Here is a 20,511-nt window from a genome sequence, read left to right as displayed (position 1 = left end):
CGGGCCAGCTCACCGCAGGAACGCGGACACCTCCGCCAGCCAACGGCGCGGTTGGTCGATATGAGCCATGTGCGCCGCGCGTTCGAGAACGACCGCGCGAGCACCCGGAATCCGCGCGGCCGCCTCGACGGCGAGCCCGGCCGGGAAGGTCAGATCATGGCGGCCGTGCAGGAGCAGGATCGGGAGCCCAGTCGCGGACAGTCGCTCGACCGGATGCGCGAGACGCGGCGAGCGCAGCGCACCGGCGTCGCGAGCGTTCGCCCAGTCCGCGGAGAAACGGATGCGGGACAGACGCCGGTGGTAGCCCCGCGCCGCCGACGCACGGGCGAGATTCGACCGTGCCCCAGCCCGGGCGGCGGCCTCGGTGCGGGCAGGTCCGGTGCGTGAAAGATCCGACCACACAGCGTTTTCCGCTGCCCGGATCGACCGTTGGTGCGGGGTGTCGGGATAGGCATCCGGGGGCACCGGGAGCACGCTGCTCGACGCGATGATCACCTTGCCGATCCGGTCCGGGACGGTCACCGCGAGGCGCTGGGCCAGCAGTCCGCCGAAGGAGAAGCCCAGCACGTCGGCGCGTCGGGTGTCGAAGGCGTCCAGGAGTGCGATCAGATCGACGACGACGGTGTCGGGGGCGAAGGCCGTCGGCGGTAGTCCGCAGGTGGAGCGCCCGCAGCCGCGTAGGTCCGGGAGCAGCAGGCGGTGGTGGCCCGCCAATCGGTCCAGTGGATGTCGCAGGTAGGTGTGGTCCCAGTCGGGGCCGCCGTGGATTACCAGCAGGGTGCGGTCGGGCGGGCCCGTCGTCCAGGCGACGAACTGGTCGACCGCACCGGGGAGGGTGCGGTCGAGCCAGGGGGTCAACCGAGGCAGCCGGGGCCCAGGAGGGCTTTGAGATCGCCCATGAGGGCCGAGGACGGGGAGACGCGCCAGGCGTCGTCGAGTTTCAGCAGGGTCGTCTTCTCGCGGGCGCCGATGTGGCGGACGTGGACATCCGAGGTGCCGGGGTGGCGGGAGAGGACTTTCTTGAGTTCGCCGATCTTGTCGGGGGTGCACATGCGGGTGGTCATGACGACCGCGACCGGTTTGGCGACGCCGATCGCTGAAAGATCGGGGACGACCAGGTCGTTGGCGATCAGGGAGATGCGGTCGTCGCGGACCGAGACGCGGGCCTTGACGAGCACCACGGCGTCCTCGACGACATCCATGCCGTAGACGGAGTACGACTGCGGGAAGAACAGCACCTCCACACCACCGGTGAGGTCCTCGAGCTGGGCGGAGGCCCAGGCCAGGCCGTTCTTGTTGATCCGGCGGTTGACCGAGGCCAGGATGCCGCCGATGGTGACCTGCGCGCCGTCCTTGACATCGCCTTCCAGGATCGCCGGGATCGGCGTGTCCACCTGCGCGGCCAGCACGTGCTCCACACCGTTGAGCGGATGCCCGGAGACGTAGAGCCCCAGCATCTCCCGCTCGAGGGCGAGCTTGTGCTTGGTCTCCCATTCCTCGTCGGGAACCCGCACATTGAAGACCGAGGCCACCGAGTCGTCACCGTCGTCGAGGCCGCCGAACAGGTCGAACTGGCCGATCGCCTCGGCCTTCTTGGTCGACATCACCGCGTCGATCGCGTCGGAATGGATCAGCAGCAGACCCTTGCGCGGATGCCCGAGCGAGTCGAAACCGCCTGCCTTGATGAGCGATTCGGTGACCTTCTTGGAGCAGGCGATCGCGTCGATCTTGTTCAGGTAGTCGGAGAAGTCGGTGAACTTCGACTTCTCCTTGCGCGCGGCGATGATCGAGGACACCACGTTCGCGCCGACATTGCGCACCGCGCCGAGACCGAAGCGGATATCCGTGCCGACCGAGGCGAAGTTCTGTTCGGACTCGTTGACGTCCGGCGGCAGCACCGTGATGCCCATCTTGCGGCAGTCCGACAGGTAGATGGCGGCCTTGTCCTTGTCGTCACCGACGGAGGTGAGCAGACCGGCCATGTACTCGGCGGGATAGTTGGCCTTGAGGTAGGCGGTCCAGAACGAGACGAGGCCGTAGCCCGCGGCGTGCGATTTGTTGAACGCGTATCCGGCGAACGGGAGGATGGTGTCCCACAGCGCCTTGATGGCGGGCTCGGAGAAATCGTTCTTGAGCATGCCCTCGCGGAAGCCCGCGTAGGCCTCCTCCAGCACCGAGAGCTTCTTCTTACCCATGGCGCGGCGCAGGATGTCGGCCTGGCCGAGCGAGTACCCGGCCACCTTCTGCGCGATCTGCATGATCTGTTCCTGATAGACGATCAGGCCGAAGGTGTCGGCCAGGATCTCCTTCAGTGGCTCTTCGAGCTCGGGGTGGATCGGTTTGACCTCTTGGCGGCCGTTCTTGCGGTCGGCGTAGTCGTTGTGGGCGTTCATGCCCATCGGACCGGGACGGTAGAGCGCGAGCACGGCGACGATGTCCTCGAAGCCGGTGGGCTGCATGCGGCGCAGCAGGTCGCGCATGGCGCTGCCGTCGAGCTGGAACACGCCGAGAGTGTCGCCGCGGGCGAGCAGTTCGTAGGTGGCCGGATCGTTGAGCGGCAGGTGATCCATGTCCAGATCGATGCCGCGGTTGGCCTTGATGTTCTCCAGGGCGTCACCGATGACGGTGAGGTTGCGCAGACCCAGGAAGTCCATCTTCAACAGGCCGATGGCCTCACACGACGGATAGTCCCAGCCGGTGATGATCGCGCCGTCCTGCGCGCGCTTCCACACCGGGATCGCGTCGGTGAGCGGCTCGGAGGACATGATGACCGCGCAGGCGTGCACGCCCGCGTTGCGGATCAGACCCTCGAGACCCTTGGCGGTCTCGTAGATCTTGGCGATGTCGGGGTTGGAGCCGATGAGTTCGCGGACCTCGGCGGCCTCCTTGTACCGCTCGTGCTCGGGATCGGTGATGCCCGAGACCGAGATGTCCTTGGCCATGATCGGCGGCGGCAGCGCCTTGGAGATCTGGTCGGCGATGGCGAAACCGGGCTGGCCGAACAGGACTCGTGCGGAGTCCTTGATCGCGGCCTTGGTCTTGATGGTGCCGAAGGTGATCACCTGGGCGACCCGGTCACTGCCCCACTTCTCGGTGGCGTAGCGGACCATCTCACCGCGGCGGCGATCATCGAAGTCGATATCGATATCGGGCATCGACACGCGCTCGGGGTTGAGGAACCGCTCGAAGAGCAGACCGTGCGGGATCGGGTCGATATTGGTGATGCCCATGGCGTAGGCGACCAGCGAACCGGCTGCCGAACCACGACCGGGACCCACCCGGATGCCGACGTCGAGGGCGTGGCGGATCAGGTCACCGACGACGAGGAAGTAGGCCGGGAACCCCATTTCGCAGATGACGCCGAGTTCGTAGTCGGCGCGGGCGAGGTAGTCCTGGGGCGGGCCGTCGGGGAAGCGGCGGTCCAGGCCGTCGAGGACCTCCTTGCGCAGCCAGGTGGCCTGGGTGTGGCCCTCGGGCACCGGGAAGATCGGCATCCGGTCGCGGTGTTCCCACACGTCGTCGTAGGACTGCACGCGTTCGCCGATGAGCTCGGTGTTGTCGCAGGCGCCGGGGATCTCCGCGTCCCAGATCGCGCGCATCTCCTGGGCGGATTTGAGGTAGTAGCCGTCGCCGTCGAACTTGAAGCGAGTCGGGTCCGAGAGCGTCTTGCCGGTCTGGATGCACAGCAGCGCTTCGTGATTGGTCGACTGGTCCTTGGTGACGTAGTGGCAGTCGTTGGTGGCCAGCGGCGGGATCTCGAGCTGCTTGCTGATCGAGATCAGGCCCTCGCGGACCCGGCGCTCGATGGACAGACCGTGGTCCATCACCTCGAGGAAGAAGTTCTCCTTGCCGAAGATCTCCTGCCACTTCGCCGCGGCTTCCAGCGCTTCGCGTTCGTGGCCCAGGCGCAGGCGGGTCTGCACCTCGCCCGAGGGGCAGCCGGTGGTGGCGATGATGCCCTCGGCGTACTGGGCGATGATCTCCTCGTCCATGCGCGCCCACTTGCCCAGCTGCCCCTCGATGGAGGCCAGGCTCGACAGCTTGAACAGGTTGCGCAGACCGGTCGCGTTCTCGGCGACCATGGTCATGTGGGTGTAGGCACCCGAACCCGAGACGTCGTCGCTCTTCTGGCCGGGATCGCCCCACTGCACACGCTTGGTGTTGAACCGCGATTCCGGCGCGATGTAGGCCTCGATGCCGATGATCGGCTTGATCCCGGCCTTCTTCGCGGAGTTGTAGAACTCGCTGGCGCCGTACATGTTGCCGTGGTCGGTCATGCCGACAGCGGTCATGCCCAACCGCTCGGCCTCCGCGAACAACGGCGTGATCTTCGCCGCCCCATCGAGCATGGAGTACTCGGTGTGGTTGTGCAGGTGAACGAACGATCCGGACGGAGCCAAGACGGTCCTTCCTCCCAGGGTGTCGACGGGGGTTGGCCTTGGCATTCTAGGCACGTGGGTCCGACAGGTTCCGCCAGCCACGCGTCGGTCTCGCCCGCCGCCTCGGCGTGGTCCGGCGTGTCGTGGCCAACATCACCGGCGAGTCCTCGGGGTCGTCCGATTTCCGCTATCGGTCGGGCGTCCATCCGGCCGGACCCGGCAGCGATAATCGGCGCATGGCGATGACGGCCGTGGTCTGCCACGGGTGGACGACGACCGGCGGGCGCGCGCGATGACGACGACGCTGGTGGTGCTGGCGTGCGTGGTGCTCGGCGCGGTAGCGGCGTGGACGATCTGGCGGCGGACGCAGCGGGTGGTGACGACGCCCGCGCAGCGGGCGGTGCATCAGGCGTTGCATACGGCGTCGTTGGCGGCGGTGCCGTTGCGGCGGGGGTTGAGCGAGGAGGCGGCGGAGGCGGCGGCACCGCATCTGCGGGCGCTGGCCGGGGCCGAGGCGTTGGGGGTGGCGGATGCGGAGGGCCGGTTACTGGCGTGGGACGGGCCCGCGACGGCCGTGCTGGAGGGGTTCGAGGAGGCGGCGCGGCGGGCGATCGCGGCGGAGCGGGCGGTGCTCATCACGGGAGGCGAGCACTGTTTGATCGCGCAGCCGCTGCTGATCGACGCCGGGACGGTGGTGGGGGCGCTCGGGATGGTGACGGCGGGACAGCCGGGGCCCGGGATGTTGGGGGCGGCCGGGGAGGTGGCGCGGTACGCGTGTGGGCAGCTCGAGCTCGCGGAGTTGGACGCGTCCCGGGCGCGGGTGGACCGGGCCGAGTTACGGGCGCTGCGGGCGCAGATCAGTCCGCATTTCATCTACAACGCGCTCAATACGATCGCCTCGTTCGTGCGGACCGATCCCGATCGGGCCAGGGAGCTGATTCTCGAATTCGCCGACTTCACCCGGTATTCGTTCCGCGCGGCGGGCGAATTCACGGTGCTGGCCGACGAATTGCGCAATATCGAGCGGTATCTCGCGCTCGAGCAGGCCCGCTTCGGTGACGCGCTGGATGTACGGCTGCGGATCGCGCCCGAGGTACTGGGCGTCGTGCTGCCGTTCCTGGCGCTGCAACCCCTGGTCGAGAACGCGGTCCGGCACGGTCTCGCCGGTGGCGGGCGAGGCGGACAGCTCAGCATCGTGGCCAGTGACGCGGGCACCGACTGTCTGATCAGCGTGGAGGACGACGGCATCGGCATGGATCCCGATCTGTTGCGCTCGGGCGCCCTGGACGCCGTCGACACCGGCACCGGTCCCGCCCGCACCGGCGAGGCGGCCCACGTCGGCCTCGCCAATGTCGACGATCGCCTGCGCGCGGCCTTCGGCAACGACTACGGGCTGGTCGTGGAGACCGCGCCGGGCGCGGGCACGAAGGTCAGCATGCGGGTCCCGAAGTTCCGCGCCGGGATTCGCGCGTGACGCGGCGCGGCGATTCGCCTGATCATCGCCCTCGGCGCACCGCCCGCTGTGGCTACCGGCGGTGACCGGTGCTCGCCGCAGTGCGCACGAGGCGTCGCGGTGACGGTTACCATGGACAGGTTGTGACCTGGAACACCGCCGAACCCTCGACCGCGCTGCGGGTGCTCGCCGTCGACGACGAGAAGCCCGCGCTCGACGAACTGGTGTATCTGCTGAGCACGCAGGCCGGGGTCGGGGAGATCCATCGGGCGGGTGAGGCGACCGGCGCGCTGCGGTTGTTGCGGGCGCATCCGATCGACGCGGTGTTCCTCGATATCGATATGCCGGGGCTGACGGGGATGGAGCTGGCGGGGATCCTGTCGGAGTTCGCCGAGCCTCCCGCGGTCGTGTTCGTGACGGCGCACGACGATCACGCGGTGGCGGCGTTCGATCTGGGGGCGGTGGACTATCTGCTCAAGCCGCTGCGGGGTGCGCGGCTGGGTGAGGCGGTGCGGCGGATCCTGGCCGCGCGGGTCGCCCAGCCCGCTGTCGCGCCGCCGCCCGCCGCGCATCCGAGCGAGGTCATTCCGGTGGAACTGGGCGGGGTGACGACCCTGGTGCATCGGGCCGATGTGGCGTGGGTGGAAGCCGATGGCGACTACGCGCGGCTGCACACCGCGACCGGTTCGCATCTGGTGCGGATTCCGCTCTCGGCGCTCGAAGCCCGGTGGGAGGACGCCGGATTCCTGCGGGTGCACCGGTCGTATCTGGTGGCATTGCGGCTGGTCACGGGGTTGCGCAGTGCCGGGACGGGAACCGTGGTCTGTCTGCGCGCGGAGGGCGCGGCCGGTGCGGTGGAGTTGCCGGTGAGTCGACGCCAGGTGCGCGAACTCAAGCAGCGGCTGGTGCACGGACCACGGCAGAACTGGGCCCAACGGTGAGCGACACGGACCCCGCCGCCCGGTGGTACCGCCGGGCGAGCACCGGCCGGGGCGGCCCCGCGACAGCATCGACCGCGACGATGACCGACCCCCAACTAACGCCCCGGAAACGGATCGTGCCAGCAGGGTGCACGATGCCCCACCCGCAGCGACCACCAAGCGAACGCGCCATGCCAGCCCAGCGACAGGGCGCGCGATGACCGGCCCGCAGCGACCGCCGAGGGAACGGGTCGTGCTGGCCCAGCGGCGGGGTGCGCGGCAGGTCAGGACCCGGACCGAGGTGGTGGAGCAGACCGATCTCGGGGCGGCGCTGATCGGCGGGCTGATCCGGGCGCAGCTGGGGTTGGCGCTGCGGCTGGGGCTGGTGGTGGTCGCGGTGTGCTGCTCGCTGCCCGTACTGTTCGGGATCGACGCCGTTGCCGCGGTGACCGTCGCCGGGATCCGGCTGCCCTGGATCGTGCTCGGCGCGCTCGCCTTCCCGGCGCTGTACGGGGTGGGGCGGCTGTATGTGCGGCTCGCGCAACGCAACGAGGACGACTTCCTCGAGCTGGCCGGGGACTGACGGATGCGTCCCGCGCACACCGATCCGCCGGTGCCCGGCCCCGCCGTGTCACCACCGTGCCCGGGGCGCGTGATCCGGGAGGGCGGCCGATGACCCCGGACAGTCCAGCGCTCACCCTCGCCGCCGTGCTGCTGGCCGCGGCCGCCACCATCGGCATCGGCGTGTACGGCGTCCGACTCTCCCGCACCACCTCGGACTTCCTGGTCGCCTCGCGCACGGTGGGTTCGCGCTGGAACGCCGCCGCCATCTCCGGCGAATACCTCTCGGCGGCGTCGTTTCTCGGCGTCGCGGGTCTCATCGCCAAGTACGGTGCCGACGCGCTCTGGTATCCGGTGGGCTTCACGGCCGGTTATCTCGGCCTGCTGATGTTCGTCGCCGCTCCCCTGCGCCGCTCCGGTGCCTACACCGTGCCGGATTTCGCGGAGTTCCGGCTCGGCTCGATCCGGTTGCGGCGCATGGCCGCCGGGCTGGTGGTCGTGGTCTGCGCGGTGTACCTCATCCCGCAGTTCCAGGGCGCGGGGCTGACGCTGCACATCCTGCTCGGGGTGCCCGCCTGGGTGGGGGCGGTCGCGGTCGGGGTGATCGTGCTGGTGAACGTGATCGGCGGCGGGATGCGGTCGGTGACGCTGGTGCAGGCGTTCCAGTACTGGCTGAAACTGACGGCGGTGGCGGTCCCCGCACTGGTGCTCGGGCTGCATTTCCTGGCCGACGAACGACCGGTCGGCACCCCGGCCCCGCCCGTGGTGGACGAGCGCACCACCGTCGACATCTCCACCGATGTGGTGGTGCACCTGGACATCACCCAGCGGGTCACCGTCACCGGCACGGTGGACGGCGTCGTCGCCGACGGCCCGGTGACGCTCACCCCCGGCGACCACACCCTCACCGAGGGCACCGAGCTGATCCTGGACGCGGGCGCGGCGGTGCCGGTGGTGGCCGGGGCGCCCGCCGACGGGGCGAGTTGGGTGGCGCCGGGGGGCGGTTTCGGTGGCGAACACCCGCAGTACCAGGTGTTCTCGCTGATCGTGGCGACCTTCCTGGGCACCATGGGCCTGCCGCACGTGCTGGTGCGCTTCTACACCAATCGCGACGGGCCCTCGGCGCGGCGGACCGCGCTGGCGGTGATCGGACTGGTCGGGGTCTTCTACCTGTTCCCGGTCCTGCTGGGGGTGTTCGCCCGGCTGTATGTGCCACAGCTGTTGATCACCGGCGCCTCCGACGCCGCGGTGGTGTTGCTGCCGGGTGCGGTGCTGGGCGGGCTCGGTGGACAGCTGGTGGCCGCGCTGGCCGCCGCCGGGGCGATCGCGGCCTTCCTGTCGACGTCGTCGGGGCTGCTGGTGAGCCTGGCCGGGGTGCTCAGCACCGATGTGCTGCGTGGTCGGATCCGGGATTTCCGGGCGGCCGCGCTGGTGGCCGGACTGGTCCCGTTGACGGTGGCGCTCACCGTCGCCTCCCTCGACCTGTCCCGCACGGTCGCGCTGGCCTTCTCGGTGGCCGCCTCGACACTGTGTCCGCTGCTGGTGCTGGGGATCTGGTGGCGCGGGCTGACCGCGACGGGCGCGGCGTGCGGGATGCTCGTCGGCGGTGTCACCGCGGGCGGCGCGACCGTCCTCGCGGTGCTGGGCGGGGTCTCGCCCACGCTGGCCGACGGCTGGGCCGCCGCGATCGTCGACTACCCCGGCGCGGTGAGCGTACCGTTGGCGTTCGCGGTCACCGTGCTGGTCAGCCTGGCGACCACCCGCCAGGATCCGCGTACCGTCGCGGGGGTTTTCGTGCGCATGCACGCGCCGGAACGGCTCGGCGTGAGCGCCGACCGGGAGCCGCGCACCGGCCCGCGCCGCTGACCGTTCGTCGCGCCACAGCGACCGTTCACCGCACGAGCGCCCACCTTCACCGAGTGACCCACGCCACATCGAGACGCGCTCGCCTCCGTCGTCCTACCTTCGTGACACGCACGACCCCCCTCACGCTAGGACCCCGGCATGACCGACACCGACACCGAAGAAGCGCCCGACCGGCGCACGCCGAGTGCCGACGAATGGCTCGAAGTCCAGGCCAGCCCCCAGTTCCAGGATCTGCGGAACCGGCTGCGTCGCTTCGTCTTCCCGATGACCGCCCTGTTCCTGCTGTGGTACCTGAGCTATGTCCTGCTCGGCGCCTACGCGCACGACTTCATGGCCACCTCGGTCTTCGGCAACATCAATGTGGGCCTGCTGCTCGGCCTCGGGCAGTTCATCTCCACCTTCCTGATCACCGGGCTCTACGTCCGTTTCGCCAATCGTGAGCTGGATCCGCGTGCCGCGGCCATCCGCGAGCACCTCGAGGAGGGACGCGCGTGAGCATCCTCGCCGCGGAGACGACGGTGGGCAGCCCCGTCGCCAATATCGCCATCTTCGGCCTGTTCGTCGCGATCACCATGGTCGTGGTGATCCGGGCCAGCCGCAACAACGCCAGCGCCGCCGACTATTTCACCGGTGGACGCGGCTTCTCCGGCCCGCAGAACGGCATCGCCATCGCCGGTGACTACCTCTCGGCGGCCAGCTTCCTGGGCATCGCGGGCGCCATCGCCGTCTACGGCTACGACGGGTTCCTGTATTCGATCGGTTTCCTGGTCGCCTGGTTGGTGGCGCTGCTGCTGGTGGCCGAGATGCTGCGCAACACCGGCAAATTCACCATGGCCGACGTGCTCAGCTTCCGGTTGAAGGAGGGCCCGGTGCGCACCGCGGCCGCGCTGACCACGCTCACCGTGTCGCTGTTCTATCTGCTGGCGCAGATGGCGGGCGCGGGCGGGCTGGTGGCGCTGCTGCTGGATGTGTCCTCGCGGGCGGGACAGTCGGTGGTGATCGCCATCGTCGGTGTGCTGATGATCGTCTATGTGCTCGTGGGCGGGATGAAGGGCACCACCTGGGTGCAGATCATCAAGGCGGTGCTGCTCATCGCGGGTGCCGCGTTGATGACGGTGTTGGTGCTGGCCAAGTTCGGGTTCAATTTCTCCGACATCCTCGGTGCCGCCCAGGAATCGGTGAGCGAGTCGGCCACCAAGGCGGTCGCCGCCCGGGACGTGCTCGCCCCGGGCGCCCAGTACGGCGGCAGCGACACCTCCAAGCTGAACTTCCTGTCGCTGGGTCTGGCGCTGGTGCTGGGCACCGCGGGTCTGCCGCACGTGCTGATGCGCTTCTACACCGTCCCCACGGCGAAGGAGGCGCGGCGCTCGGTGGTCTGGGCGATCAGCCTGATCGGCGCGTTCTACCTGTTCACCCTGGTGCTCGGGTACGGCGCGGCGGCCATCGTCGGCCCGGACAAGATCCTCGCCGCGGCGGGTGGGCAGAACTCGGCGGCGCCGCTGCTGGCCTTCGAACTCGGGGGCGTCATCCTGCTCGGGGTGATCTCCGCGGTCGCCTTCGCCACCATCCTCGCGGTGGTGGCCGGGTTGACCATCACCGCCTCGGCGTCCTTCGCGCACGACATCTACGCCAGCGTGATCAAGAAGGGGAATGTCGACGAGCGCAAGCAGGTGCGGGTCTCGCGGATCACCGCCGTGGTGATCGGCGTGCTCGCGATCGGCCTCGGCATCCTGGCCAACGGCCAGAACATCGCGTTCCTGGTGGCGCTGGCCTTCGCGGTGGCGGCCGCGGCGAACCTGCCGACCATCCTGTACTCGCTGTTCTGGAAGCGGTTCAACACCACCGGCGCGCTGTGGTCGATGTACGGCGGCCTGATCTCGACCATCGTGCTCATCGTGTTCTCGCCCGCGGTGTCGGGCAGCAAGACCGCGATGATCTCCGGGGCCGATTTCGACTGGTTCCCGCTGTCGAACCCGGGCATCGTGTCCATTCCGCTGGCGTTCGCGCTCGGTGTGGTCGGCACCTTCGTGGGTGGTCGCGGCGCGCCGGAGGATCCGGTCAAGGCCGCGGAGATGGAGGTCCGCGCGCTCACCGGAGTCGGTGCGGAGAAGGCGATCTCGCACTAGCTCCCCCGCCCGTGCCGGTGGTTCGCCACCGGCACGGGCCCTGTTCTCGTCCTGTTCATCGAAGGAGATCCTTGTGTCCGGCGCAGTAACCGACCCGACCCGGCCCGACCACGCCACCAGCTACGCGCCCACCGCGGAGTTCACCGCCCAGGCCAATGCCGAGGCCGCGCTGTACGAGCGGGCCGAGTCCGATCGCGACGGCTTCTGGGCCGACCAGGCGCGACGGCTGCACTGGCACAAGCCCTTCGGCCAGGTGCTCGACTGGAGTGATGCCCCGGTGGCGCGCTGGTTCGCCGACGGTGAGCTCAATGTGGCCTACAACTGCGTGGACCGCCACGTCCTCGACGGGCACGGCGACCAGGTCGCCATCCACTGGGAGGGCGAACCGGGCGATTCCCGGGCCATCACCTATCGCGAACTGCTCGACGACGTGTGTCGCGCGGCCAACACTCTCACCGCGCTCGGACTGGTCGCGGGCGACCGGGTGGCCATCTATATGCCGATGGTCCCCGAAGCCATCGTGTCGATGCTGGCCTGCGCGCGACTGGGTCTCACGCATTCGGTGGTCTTCGCCGGGTTCTCCCCCAGCGCCCTGCGTCAGCGCGTCGACGACGCCCAGGCGCGCTTGATCGTCACCACCGACGGGCAGTGGCGGCGCGGCAAGCCCGCCCCGCTCAAGGACGCCGTGGACGAGGCGCTCGGCACCGATCCGACGAGCGTCGAGCACGTCCTGGTGGTGCGCCGCACCGGCCTCGATGTGCCGTGGACCGAGGTCCGTGACCTGTGGTGGGACGAAACCGTCGCTGTCGCTTCACCTTCCCACGAAGCGCAGCCCTTCCCCGCCGAGCATCCCCTGTTCATCCTCTACACCTCCGGCACCACCGGAAAACCCAAGGGCATCCTGCACACCACCGGCGGCTACCTCACCCAAACCGCCTACACCCACCACAACGTCTTCGACCACAAAGCGGGACACGACGTCTACTGGTGCACCGCCGACATCGGCTGGGTCACCGGACACAGCTACATCGTCTACGGACCCCTGGCCAACCGCACCACGCAGGTCGTCTACGAGGGCACACCGAATTCGCCGAACGAGCACCGGCACTTCGAGATCATCGAGAAGTACGGCGTCACCATCTACTACACCGCCCCCACACTGATCCGCACGTTCATGAAATGGGGACGCGAGATCCCCGACGCCCACGACCTGAGCTCATTGCGTCTGCTCGGCTCCGTGGGCGAACCGATCAACCCCGAAGCCTGGCGCTGGTATCGCGAGGTGATCGGCGCGAACCGCACCCCGATCGTGGACACCTGGTGGCAGACCGAGACCGGCGCCATCATGATCTCCCCGCTACCCGGCGTCACCGCCACCAAGCCGGGCGCGGCCATGCGGCCACTGCCCGGCATCTCGGCGACGGTCGTCGACGACGACGGCACACCGCTGGACAACGACCGATCCGGGCTGCTCGTCCTGGACCGGCCGTGGCCGTCGATGCTGCGCGGCATCTGGAACGACATGGACCGCTACCGCGAAACCTATTGGCAGCGTTTCGCGGCCGACGGCTGGTACTTCGCGGGAGACGGCGCCAAACTCGACGCCGACGGCGATCTGTGGGTGCTGGGCCGCGTGGACGACGTCATGAACGTCTCCGGGCACCGCATCTCGACCGCCGAGGTCGAATCAGCCCTGGTCGGGCATCCGGCGGTGGCCGAGGCCGCAGTGGTCGGCGCCGCCGACGACACCACCGGGCAGGGCATCGTCGCCTTCGTCATCCTCACCGGCACGGGCACTCCGGGCGAGGACCTGGTGGCCGAACTGAAGGCCGCCGTCTCGCTCGAGATCAGCCCGATCGCGCGGCCCCGCGAGATCCATCTCGTGCCGGAACTGCCCAAGACGCGCAGCGGCAAGATCATGCGCCGACTGCTGCGCGATGTGGCCGAGGGACGCGAACTCGGCGACACCTCGACCCTGGTCGACCCCACCGTTTTCGAGGCGATCGCCAAGGCATGACCGACGCCAGCGCCGACACCGGGCATGCTGTGACGGTGGAAATGCCTATGTTCCCGCTCGGTGCGGTCCTGCTGCCCGGCGAGCCGTTGTCGTTGCAGATCTTCGAGCCGCGCTATGTGGCGCTGGTCGAGGACTGCCTCGACGGGCGCCGGGAACCGGAATTCGGGGTGGTGCTCATCGCCCGAGGACACGAGGTCGGCGGCGGTGACGTGCGCACCGATGTCGGCGCGCTCGCCCGCATCACCGACGTGGTGCAACTCCCCGGGTCACGGTTCCGGCTGCGCTGCCTGGGTGCCGACCGGATCCGGGTCACCGACTGGCTCGCCGACGCGCCCTACCCCACCGCGCGGGTCGAACGGTGGCCGGACGGACCGGCCACCGACGACGCCGATCTGCTCGCGGGCCTGCGCGCACGCGCCGACCGGCTGCACGAGCTCACCGCCCGCCTGGCCCGCAAGTCCGGCATCCGCAGGCCGCCACCCTCGGCCTCGCTGGAGGGACTCTCCGACGACCCGAGCGTGCGTTCCTACGAACTGGCCGCGCGCCTGCCGATCGGCCAGACCGATCGGCAGGCGGCCCTGGCCGCACCGGACCCGCGCGCCCGGCTGGACACACTCGTCACCGCCATGGACGACGCCGTCGCGATGATGGAGTTCCGTCTGCTCTGAGCGCTCAGCCCGCGTTCATCATCTCCGCGATGCGCCGATCCATCTCCTCCGGCGAGACGTCCTCGATGTGGGTGGCCACCGTCCAGCGGTGACCCCACGGGTCCTCGAAGGCGCCGCTGCGGTCGCCGTAGAACTGGTCGGTCATCGGGTTGATCTGGGTGGCGCCCGCGTCCAGGGCGGCCGCGAAGGCGGCGTCGGCGTCGGGGAGGTAGACCATCAGGTTCACCGGCGAGCCGCCGACCTGTTTCGGATCGGGGAAGCCGATCTCGGGCGCGGGGTCACCGACCATGAGCACCGAGTCGCCCACCAGCAGTTCACAGTGGGCGACGGTGCCGTCGGGACCGGGCATGCGCATGCGCTCGGTGGCGCCGAAAATCGCGGTGTAGAAGGCGATCGCGTCCGCGGCGCCCGCGCACGACAGGCCGGGACAGATGCGCGGATAACCAGCGGGAATGGGGTCAACATCGGACATCGGGGACCTCCGGGTCGAGGATGACGCTCGGACCGTTCGAGCCTATTCCCCCGACATCGCCGGGGAAAGGCCCCGCGCGCCGAGGTCTTCCGGCGGGCCGCGAAGACTGGTAGAACTTGTTTCAGTTTTATTGTCTGACCGGAGGGCGGGACATGCGTTACGGGCTCGTGTTGTTCACCAGTGACCGGGGCATCACGCCCGCCGACGCCGCGCTGGCCGCGGAGAACGCCGGTTTCGATTCGTTCTATGTGCCCGAGCACACCCACATCCCGGTGGTGCGCGCGGCGGCGCATCCGCAGACCGGCGATTCCTCGCTGCCCGACGACCGCTACCTGCGCACCCTCGACCCCTGGGTGGCGCTGGCGACCGCCGCCGCGGTGACCGAGCGGATCACGCTGTCCACCGCGGTCGCGCTGCCCGCCGAACACCACCCGATCACCCTGGCCAAGACCATCGCCTCGCTCGACCACCTCTCCGGTGGCCGGGTGGAACTGGGTGTCGGATTCGGCTGGAACACCGACGAACTCACCCACCACGGTGTGCCGCCGAAGAAGCGGCGCACGGTGCTCGCCCAGAACCTCGACGCCATGCGGGCGCTGTGGTCGCAGGAGGAGGCCGAGTTCGACGGGGAGTTCGTGCGATTCGGGCCGAGCTGGTCGTGGCCCAAGCCGGTGCGCGCCGGGGTGCCGGTGCTGCTGGGCGCGGGCGGCACCGAGAAGAGCTTCGGGTGGCTGGCCCGGCACGCCGACGGCTGGATCACCACGCCGACCGAAGGCGAGCTCGGGGACAAGATCGCGCTGCTGCACCGGATCTGGGCCGAGGCCGGACGCGAGGGCACCCCCCGGGTGATCGCGCTGGCCGGGCGGCACAATGCCGAACAGCTCGAGCGGTGGGCCGAGGCGGGGGTCACCGAGACGGTGTTCGGCCTGCCCGACAAGTCGGCCGACGACGTGCGCGGCTACATCGCCCATCTCGGGGGCAAACTGGCCGCGCCCGTGGCGTCCTGAGCGGCGACCGGCGGCGGGCGATCGGAGATTCCGGTCGCCCGTTTTCGTGGGCTCAGCCGCGGAGTTTGCGGACCTGCGCGGCGGTGAGGTCGCCGAGCACGCCGGGGTCGACCGCTTCCGGCGCGGTCACCACGATCTGCACCAGCGTGTTGCCCACCTGGACCAGCGAGGTCGCCGAGGTGAGGGTGAGGCCGTCGCTGGTGGCGGTCAGGGTGAACGCCGACCCGGCGTCGCCCTCGAGCCGCTGGTCCAGCGGGGTGGTGTGGTAGTCGATCCGCACGCCCGCGTCGTCGCCGGTGTAGCTGGCGCAGCGGCGCGGTTGTGCCTGCAGCGCGTCGAAGGCCGGGGTGAGGGCGGTGTCGGGGTAGCTGGCCGCGTCGATGTCGATGGTCGCGAAGCTCGGGCCCGCGAACTGCACCGAGGCCGAGGCCGAAGAACCGGGCCACTGGGTGGCGATCGGGGACAGCAGCCGGGCGCAGTCGGGCGGGTCGGTGAGCGCGGCCGGGGGCACGGCGGCCTCGTCGCGGTCGTTCCGGGGCGGGACCGCGCTGAAGGAACCGGGCAGGTCGGTCGCCGCGAGCAGCGCGGCCGACAGCTGGGCCGGGTCCGAGATCGGGGTGCCCGAGCCCGGCGCGGCCGAGGCGGCGGCGGGGAACGGGGCGGACGCGTCGTCGGTGCCGCAGGCGACCACGCCGGTCAGCGCGGCGCACGCCGAGGCGGCCGCGCTCGCGCGCAGCAGGGTCGAGCGCATCATTCGGTCCAGGAGACGCGCGTGGACTGCGTCTGCACCAGCGTGCTGATGCTGCGCTCGTCGCGGTAGGTCTGCTGGCCGCCGACCTCGATCGCGCCCGACACCGGCAGCGGCAGACCGAGATCCACGGTGATGGTGCCGGTGCCCTCCATCACGTAGCCGTCGATGTCGAGGGCGCCCGCGTCGTTGGGCAGCATCCAGACCGTGTCGGTGGGGGTCTGGCTCACCTGCAGGTCGATGGTGAGCCGGTCGCCCTCGCGCGCGACGAGTGTCGCGGTGGTGATCTGGTCGAGCGTCACACCGCCGGTGATCTCCTGGTGCACCGTCCACACCGCGCCCACGCCGACCGGCTCGTCCGGGAACGCGATCGAGCGGTAGACCGCCTGGTAGAAAGCCTGTTCCAGGGCGGCGCGCGCCGAGTTGGGCGTCTCCGGTGACGGTGCCATGCGCAGTTCGGTGATCGCGCCCAGGTCGCTCATCGCCAGTCCGGCGTGCGAACCGTCGGCCGCGGTGAACGCCTTGTTCAGGGCCGGGTCGGGGGTGGTGACGGCGCCCACGGTGAGGTCGACACCGTCGGCGCCCGCCACCGCGGTCATCGGAATGGTGAGCGCGGCGGGCGAGAAGTCGCGCGTCGGCTGGTCGTTGACCTGCTGCTGGATCCGGTAGTCGGTGCACAGCGTCACCTGCTGGGTGGTGCCGCGCGGGTAGCTCGGCCGCAGCTGGGCGCGGGGCTCCTCGCCGGGCGAGACCAGCGAGGTGACCGGCGCCGAGATGGGCACCGTGACTTCCTTGCCGATCATTCCCAGCGGCTCGGTGCCCTCGGCCTCGGCGGGCGCGGACGACCGGTCGGCGCACCCGGCACCGAAGGTCGCGAACCCGAGCACGAGCGCCACGAGCAACACCGCGGGCCGCGCGATGCGGGGTGAGCGAGGACCAGACAACACCGTCACAGCCATCAGGGTACGACCGGTTCCTGAGTAACACCTGGGACCGGTCACCCACCGAGACGCGGGCCCGATTCCCGGCTAGGGAATGATGGACGCGTGAGTGAAGACCGGCCCACCGACAACGCCGCCGACCCCGAGACGGGTGCCGACGCGGCGGCTCCGGCTGACGACGCCGCCCCCGACGCCGCATCGACCACCAAACCCGCAGGTCGCCGCCGGTTGACGACGCTGCTGGCCATCGCGGTCGTGCTGTTCGGGCTCGACCTGCTGACCAAGTGTCTGGCCGTGGCCTTCATCGACCCCGGCGAATCGGTGCCGATCATCGGCGATTTCGCCCGCCTGACGCTGGTGCGCAATCCGGGCGCGGCGTTCTCGATGGCGACCGGCATGACCTGGCTGCTCACCCTGATCGCCGCCGCGGTGGTGATCGGCGTGATCCGCATCGGGTCCACGCTGCGCTCACTGTGGTGGGCGATCGGTCTGGGCATGGTGCTCGGCGGCGCGCTGGGCAACCTGGTCGACCGGCTCTTCCGCTACCCCGGCCCGCTGCAGGGCCACGTGGTCGACTTCGTCGCCGTGGGCTGGTGGCCGGTGTTCAATGTGGCCGACTCGGCCATCGTGTGCGGCGCGATCCTGCTGGTCGCGCTCACCGTGTTCGGGTTCGAACCGGACGGCACCCGCAGTGGCCGCAAGCACACCGATGGCGAGGAGACCGCGTGAGAGAGACCAGGACCATGCCCGTCCCCGACGGGCTGGACGGAATGCGGGTCGACGCGGGACTGTCGCGGTTGCTCGGCCTCTCGCGCACCGCCGTCGCGGCGCTGGCCGAGGAGGGCTCGGTGCAGCTCGACGGTGTCGCCGCGGGCAAGTCCGACCGCCTCACCGCGGGCGCCTGGCTGGAGGTGATCTTCCCCGAACCCAAGCGGGAGGTGACCGTGGAGGCCACCCCGGTGGACGGGCTGAACATCCTCTACGCCGACGACGACATCGTCGCGGTGGACAAGCCGATCGGCGTGGCCGCGCACCCCGGTGTCGGCTGGACCGGGCCGACCGTGGTCGGCGGGCTCGCGGCGATGGGCTACCGCATCTCCACCTCCGGCGCGCACGAGCGCCAGGGCATCGTGCACCGCCTGGACGTGGGCACCTCCGGGGTGATGGTGGTCGCCCAATCCGAACACGCCTACACGATGCTCAAGCGCGCCTTCAAGGAACGCACGGTCGACAAGCAATACCATGCACTCGTGCAGGGACATCCGGATCCGAGCAGCGGCACCATCGACGCGCCGATCGGGCGCGCGCGCGGCAACGACTGGAAGTTCACGGTGACCGGCGACGGCAGGCCCAGCGTCACCCACTACGACACCATCGAGGCCTTCCAGGCCGCCAGCCTGCTCGACGTGCACCTCGAGACCGGCCGCACCCACCAGATCCGGGTGCACTTCTCCGCGGTGCGCCACCCCTGCGCCGGTGACCTCACCTACGGCGCCGACCCGACGCTGGCCAAGCGCCTCGGCCTGGAACGGCAGTGGCTGCACGCGCGCCAGCTCGGTTTCCATCATCCGGCCGACGGCCGCTGGCTCGAGATCACCAGCGAGTACCCGGCCGATCTGGCGGGCGCCCTGGACGTGCTACGCCATGCCTGACGACCCGCGGTCGTCCGAACCGACGCCGGATACGGCGCCGGACGACCGCGGGGACTCCACCGGTCAGCGCGACGACGCGAGCTACGGTCGGCACCGGATCGCCAAGATCGCGATCCTCGGCGCCGCCGGACTGGCGGCCGCGGTGCTGCTGGTGTTCGCCTTCACCGCGCCGCGCGTCACCTCCGGGGTGGCCACCGACCGACTCGGTCCGGCACCGGGCGAACAGGTCGACGACTACCTGAACCAGGCCCGCGCCTCTCTCGACGGCACCGACACCGATCTGCGGTGGGCGCTGCTCACGCCCACCGATTACCTGACACCGCAGCAGATTCCGGACGCCGCCCACGGGCTGCGGGTGGCCGGGGTGATCCAGTACGTGCCGATCGACCGGGTGCAGACCCCGGTGATCACCGTCGCCGTCCCGGCCGGTGCCGAGCCCGCCGTGCAGTCCGCCGAGGCGGCGGCGGGACTGCTCGCGGCCCAACAGTTCCACGATCAGCGCAGCGCCGACATCGCCCGCGTCACCGAGGTCCGGCTGCGCGCGGGCTGCGCGTGCACGGCGGGTCTGGTGGTGCGCGGCACACTGCCCGAGTTACGCGAGCTGGCGGCACAACCGGGGGTCCGATCGGTGCAGGCTCTGCCCGCCGACGCGCTAGCCGGGCGGTTCGCGGTGAGCCCGCTGCTACCGGGCACCACCGGCGCCGTCACACCCACACCCGACGATGGCCCGGTGCCGACGGAATAGGGTGTCGGCGGTCGGGCCCGACCGCGCGGTACCGGGCCGACACATCTCCGGCACCGGAATCGGGTGAGCCGTCGGGTGCCGATTCCGGAGGCGTCGTGGTGCGGGGTCCTACGCGGACCCGTCCACCGTTCGATCCGGCAGTGTCACGACCCCGTCGAGATAACGGCGGCAGCGGCCGAGCAGGAGCACCCGGTCCTCGGCGAGTTCGGCGCGCAGGGTGCCGCCGCGGCGGGAGAGCTGACGGGCGGTGAGGGTGGCGCGGCCCAGTTCGCGGCTCCACAGCGGCACCAACTGGGCGTGCGCGGAACCGGTGACGGGGTCTTCGGGGACGCCGACACCCGGCGCGAAGAAGCGGGACACCACGTCCACCGCGTCACCGGCGGCGGTGAGGACGGCGCCCCGGGCCAGTGCCGGGAAGGCGCCGAGATCCGGTGTCGCGGAACGGACTTCGTCCTCGGAGGCGACGACGATCACCTCGTCCTGGCCGGTGTAGGCACGGATCGGGGTGACGCCGAGCGCCGCGACGAGAGCGGGGTCGGGGTCGACCTGGATCGAGGCCAGGGCGGGCAGATTCAAGACGTATTCGTCGTCGTCGGTGCGGTCGACGTGCAGCCAGCCCGAGCGGGTGTAGAAGCTGACCCGGTCGTGTTCGGGATGCAGGTCCTCGATGATCTGGGTGGCCGAGGCGAGGGTGGCGTGGCCGCACATGTCGACCTCGACGGCGGGGGTGAACCAGCGCAGATGGAAGGCGGGCCATTCGCCGGGCGGGCCACCGGCGGCGGGGGGTAACTCGGAGGTGTAGAACGCGGTCTCGGCGAGGTTGTTCTCCTCGGCCAGTTGTTGCAGCAGCGTGTCCGGCAGCCAGGTGGGCAGCGGCATGACCGCGGCCGGGTTGCCCGAGAACGGTGCGTCGGCGAACGCGTCGATCTGGTGCAGCAGAACCTCCATAGTGCGCA

18 protein-coding genes are annotated in these 20,511 nt (G+C 70.2%); 12 read left to right on the top strand and 6 right to left on the bottom strand.

The features are described 5' to 3' along the window. Positions 1 to 9: 9 nt before the first annotated feature. Both QC180_RS26780 and dnaE read right to left on the bottom strand, forming a co-directional pair. On the bottom strand, positions 10 to 858 hold the full coding sequence (locus QC180_RS26780) for an alpha/beta fold hydrolase (protein ID WP_278265592.1): 849 nt from the start codon (positions 856 to 858) through the stop codon (positions 10 to 12). Further along, positions 855 to 4,445, bottom strand: coding sequence for a DNA polymerase III subunit alpha (gene dnaE, locus QC180_RS26775; RefSeq protein ID WP_278265591.1), 3,591 nt, complete (start codon positions 4,443 to 4,445; stop codon positions 855 to 857). Before dnaE ends, QC180_RS26780 begins: the two co-directional genes overlap by 4 nt. 226 nt (positions 4,446 to 4,671) lie before the next feature. Here dnaE and QC180_RS26770 point away from each other — a divergent pair, with 226 nt between their 5' ends. The 8 genes from QC180_RS26770 to QC180_RS26735 all read left to right on the top strand — a co-directional run bounded on the left by QC180_RS26770 (position 4,672) and on the right by QC180_RS26735 (position 13,990). Continuing rightward, on the top strand, positions 4,672 to 5,853 hold the full coding sequence (locus QC180_RS26770) for a sensor histidine kinase (RefSeq protein WP_278265590.1): 1,182 nt from the start codon (positions 4,672 to 4,674) through the stop codon (positions 5,851 to 5,853). 122 nt (positions 5,854 to 5,975) lie between these two features. Beyond that, positions 5,976 to 6,773 (top strand): LytR/AlgR family response regulator transcription factor, encoded by a 798-nt coding sequence (locus QC180_RS26765; protein ID WP_278265589.1) that lies wholly within the window; start codon positions 5,976 to 5,978, stop codon positions 6,771 to 6,773. Between the two features lie 196 nt (positions 6,774 to 6,969). Further along, positions 6,970 to 7,335: a hypothetical protein gene (locus QC180_RS26760; protein ID WP_278265588.1), complete on the top strand. Its 366-nt coding sequence runs from the start codon at positions 6,970 to 6,972 to the stop codon at positions 7,333 to 7,335. Positions 7,336 to 7,424: 89 nt separating this feature from the next. Continuing rightward, positions 7,425 to 9,179: a sodium/solute symporter gene (locus QC180_RS26755; RefSeq protein WP_278265587.1), complete on the top strand. Its 1,755-nt coding sequence runs from the start codon at positions 7,425 to 7,427 to the stop codon at positions 9,177 to 9,179. Between the two features lie 138 nt (positions 9,180 to 9,317). Continuing rightward, positions 9,318 to 9,674, top strand: coding sequence for a DUF485 domain-containing protein (locus tag QC180_RS26750; protein ID WP_278265586.1), 357 nt, complete (start codon positions 9,318 to 9,320; stop codon positions 9,672 to 9,674). Continuing rightward, positions 9,671 to 11,305, top strand: coding sequence for a solute symporter family protein (locus QC180_RS26745; RefSeq protein WP_278265585.1), 1,635 nt, complete (start codon positions 9,671 to 9,673; stop codon positions 11,303 to 11,305). The genes QC180_RS26750 and QC180_RS26745 overlap by 4 nt, the downstream gene beginning before the upstream one ends. Before the next feature lie 73 nt (positions 11,306 to 11,378). After that, positions 11,379 to 13,322, top strand: a complete 1,944-nt coding sequence (acs, locus tag QC180_RS26740; RefSeq protein ID WP_278265584.1) for an acetate--CoA ligase — start codon at positions 11,379 to 11,381, stop codon at positions 13,320 to 13,322. 47 nt (positions 13,323 to 13,369) lie between these two features. Further along, positions 13,370 to 13,990, top strand: a complete 621-nt coding sequence (locus QC180_RS26735; protein ID WP_278265583.1) for an LON peptidase substrate-binding domain-containing protein — start codon at positions 13,370 to 13,372, stop codon at positions 13,988 to 13,990. Between the two features lie 4 nt (positions 13,991 to 13,994). On the opposite strand, the gene QC180_RS26730 is transcribed toward QC180_RS26735, so the two are convergent. Further along, entirely contained in the window at positions 13,995 to 14,462 is a 468-nt protein-coding gene (locus QC180_RS26730; protein WP_278265582.1) for a VOC family protein, read from the bottom strand. Between the two features lie 152 nt (positions 14,463 to 14,614). Here QC180_RS26730 and QC180_RS26725 point away from each other — a divergent pair, with 152 nt between their 5' ends. Further along, complete coding sequence (locus QC180_RS26725; RefSeq protein ID WP_278265581.1) at positions 14,615 to 15,469, top strand: TIGR03619 family F420-dependent LLM class oxidoreductase; 855 nt, start codon at positions 14,615 to 14,617, stop codon at positions 15,467 to 15,469. 52 nt (positions 15,470 to 15,521) lie between these two features. Here QC180_RS26725 and QC180_RS26720 read toward each other — a convergent pair whose 3' ends face one another. Both QC180_RS26720 and QC180_RS26715 read right to left on the bottom strand, forming a co-directional pair. Beyond that, positions 15,522 to 16,223: a hypothetical protein gene (locus QC180_RS26720; protein WP_278265580.1), complete on the bottom strand. Its 702-nt coding sequence runs from the start codon at positions 16,221 to 16,223 to the stop codon at positions 15,522 to 15,524. Then, entirely contained in the window at positions 16,220 to 17,176 is a 957-nt protein-coding gene (locus tag QC180_RS26715; protein ID WP_278265579.1) for a hypothetical protein, read from the bottom strand. The genes QC180_RS26720 and QC180_RS26715 overlap by 4 nt, the downstream gene beginning before the upstream one ends. Positions 17,177 to 17,263: 87 nt before the next feature. Between QC180_RS26715 and lspA the strand changes: the two genes are divergently transcribed. The 3 genes from lspA to QC180_RS26700 are packed head-to-tail and all read left to right on the top strand — an operon-like array spanning position 17,264 to position 19,555. Next, the gene (gene lspA, locus QC180_RS26710; RefSeq protein WP_278265578.1) at positions 17,264 to 17,887 is read left to right on the top strand and encodes a signal peptidase II; all 624 of its coding nucleotides are present in this window, start codon (positions 17,264 to 17,266) and stop codon (positions 17,885 to 17,887) included. Continuing rightward, entirely contained in the window at positions 17,884 to 18,810 is a 927-nt protein-coding gene (locus QC180_RS26705) for an RluA family pseudouridine synthase (protein ID WP_278265577.1), read from the top strand. The genes lspA and QC180_RS26705 overlap by 4 nt, the downstream gene beginning before the upstream one ends. After that, entirely contained in the window at positions 18,803 to 19,555 is a 753-nt protein-coding gene (locus QC180_RS26700) for a hypothetical protein (protein WP_278265576.1), read from the top strand. Before QC180_RS26705 ends, QC180_RS26700 begins: the two co-directional genes overlap by 8 nt. 108 nt (positions 19,556 to 19,663) lie before the next feature. On the opposite strand, the gene QC180_RS26695 is transcribed toward QC180_RS26700, so the two are convergent. After that, a complete protein-coding gene (locus QC180_RS26695; RefSeq protein WP_278265575.1) occupies positions 19,664 to 20,503 on the bottom strand; it encodes a PhzF family phenazine biosynthesis protein in 840 nt (279 codons plus the stop codon). Positions 20,504 to 20,511: the final 8 nt, after the last annotated feature.

The organism is Nocardia anocheti (genome assembly GCF_029675105.1).
In the GTDB taxonomy this organism is placed as follows: Bacteria; Actinomycetota; Actinomycetes; order Mycobacteriales; family Mycobacteriaceae; genus Nocardia.
The sequence above is the reverse complement of the archived record's forward strand: the minus strand, read 5'-3'. Positions and strand labels throughout refer to the sequence as shown.

Excerpts from the sequence above, each read along its gene's own strand:
- dnaE (WP_278265591.1), bottom strand. The coding sequence starts at position 4,445 with ATGCCAAGGCCAACCCCCGTCGACACCCTGGGAGGAAGGACCGTCTTG.
- QC180_RS26770 (WP_278265590.1), top strand. The coding sequence starts at position 4,672 with ATGACGACGACGCTGGTGGTGCTGGCGTGCGTGGTGCTCGGCGCGGTA.
- QC180_RS26760 (WP_278265588.1), top strand. The coding sequence starts at position 6,970 with ATGACCGGCCCGCAGCGACCGCCGAGGGAACGGGTCGTGCTGGCCCAG.
- QC180_RS26755 (WP_278265587.1), top strand. The coding sequence starts at position 7,425 with ATGACCCCGGACAGTCCAGCGCTCACCCTCGCCGCCGTGCTGCTGGCC.
- QC180_RS26750 (WP_278265586.1), top strand. The coding sequence starts at position 9,318 with ATGACCGACACCGACACCGAAGAAGCGCCCGACCGGCGCACGCCGAGT.
- QC180_RS26735 (WP_278265583.1), top strand. The coding sequence starts at position 13,370 with ATGTTCCCGCTCGGTGCGGTCCTGCTGCCCGGCGAGCCGTTGTCGTTG.
- QC180_RS26730 (WP_278265582.1), bottom strand. The coding sequence starts at position 14,462 with ATGTCCGATGTTGACCCCATTCCCGCTGGTTATCCGCGCATCTGTCCC.
- QC180_RS26725 (WP_278265581.1), top strand. The coding sequence starts at position 14,615 with ATGCGTTACGGGCTCGTGTTGTTCACCAGTGACCGGGGCATCACGCCC.
- QC180_RS26720 (WP_278265580.1), bottom strand. The coding sequence starts at position 16,223 with ATGATGCGCTCGACCCTGCTGCGCGCGAGCGCGGCCGCCTCGGCGTGC.
- QC180_RS26715 (WP_278265579.1), bottom strand. The coding sequence starts at position 17,176 with ATGGCTGTGACGGTGTTGTCTGGTCCTCGCTCACCCCGCATCGCGCGG.
- QC180_RS26700 (WP_278265576.1), top strand. The coding sequence starts at position 18,803 with ATGCCTGACGACCCGCGGTCGTCCGAACCGACGCCGGATACGGCGCCG.
- QC180_RS26695 (WP_278265575.1), bottom strand. The coding sequence starts at position 20,503 with ATGGAGGTTCTGCTGCACCAGATCGACGCGTTCGCCGACGCACCGTTC.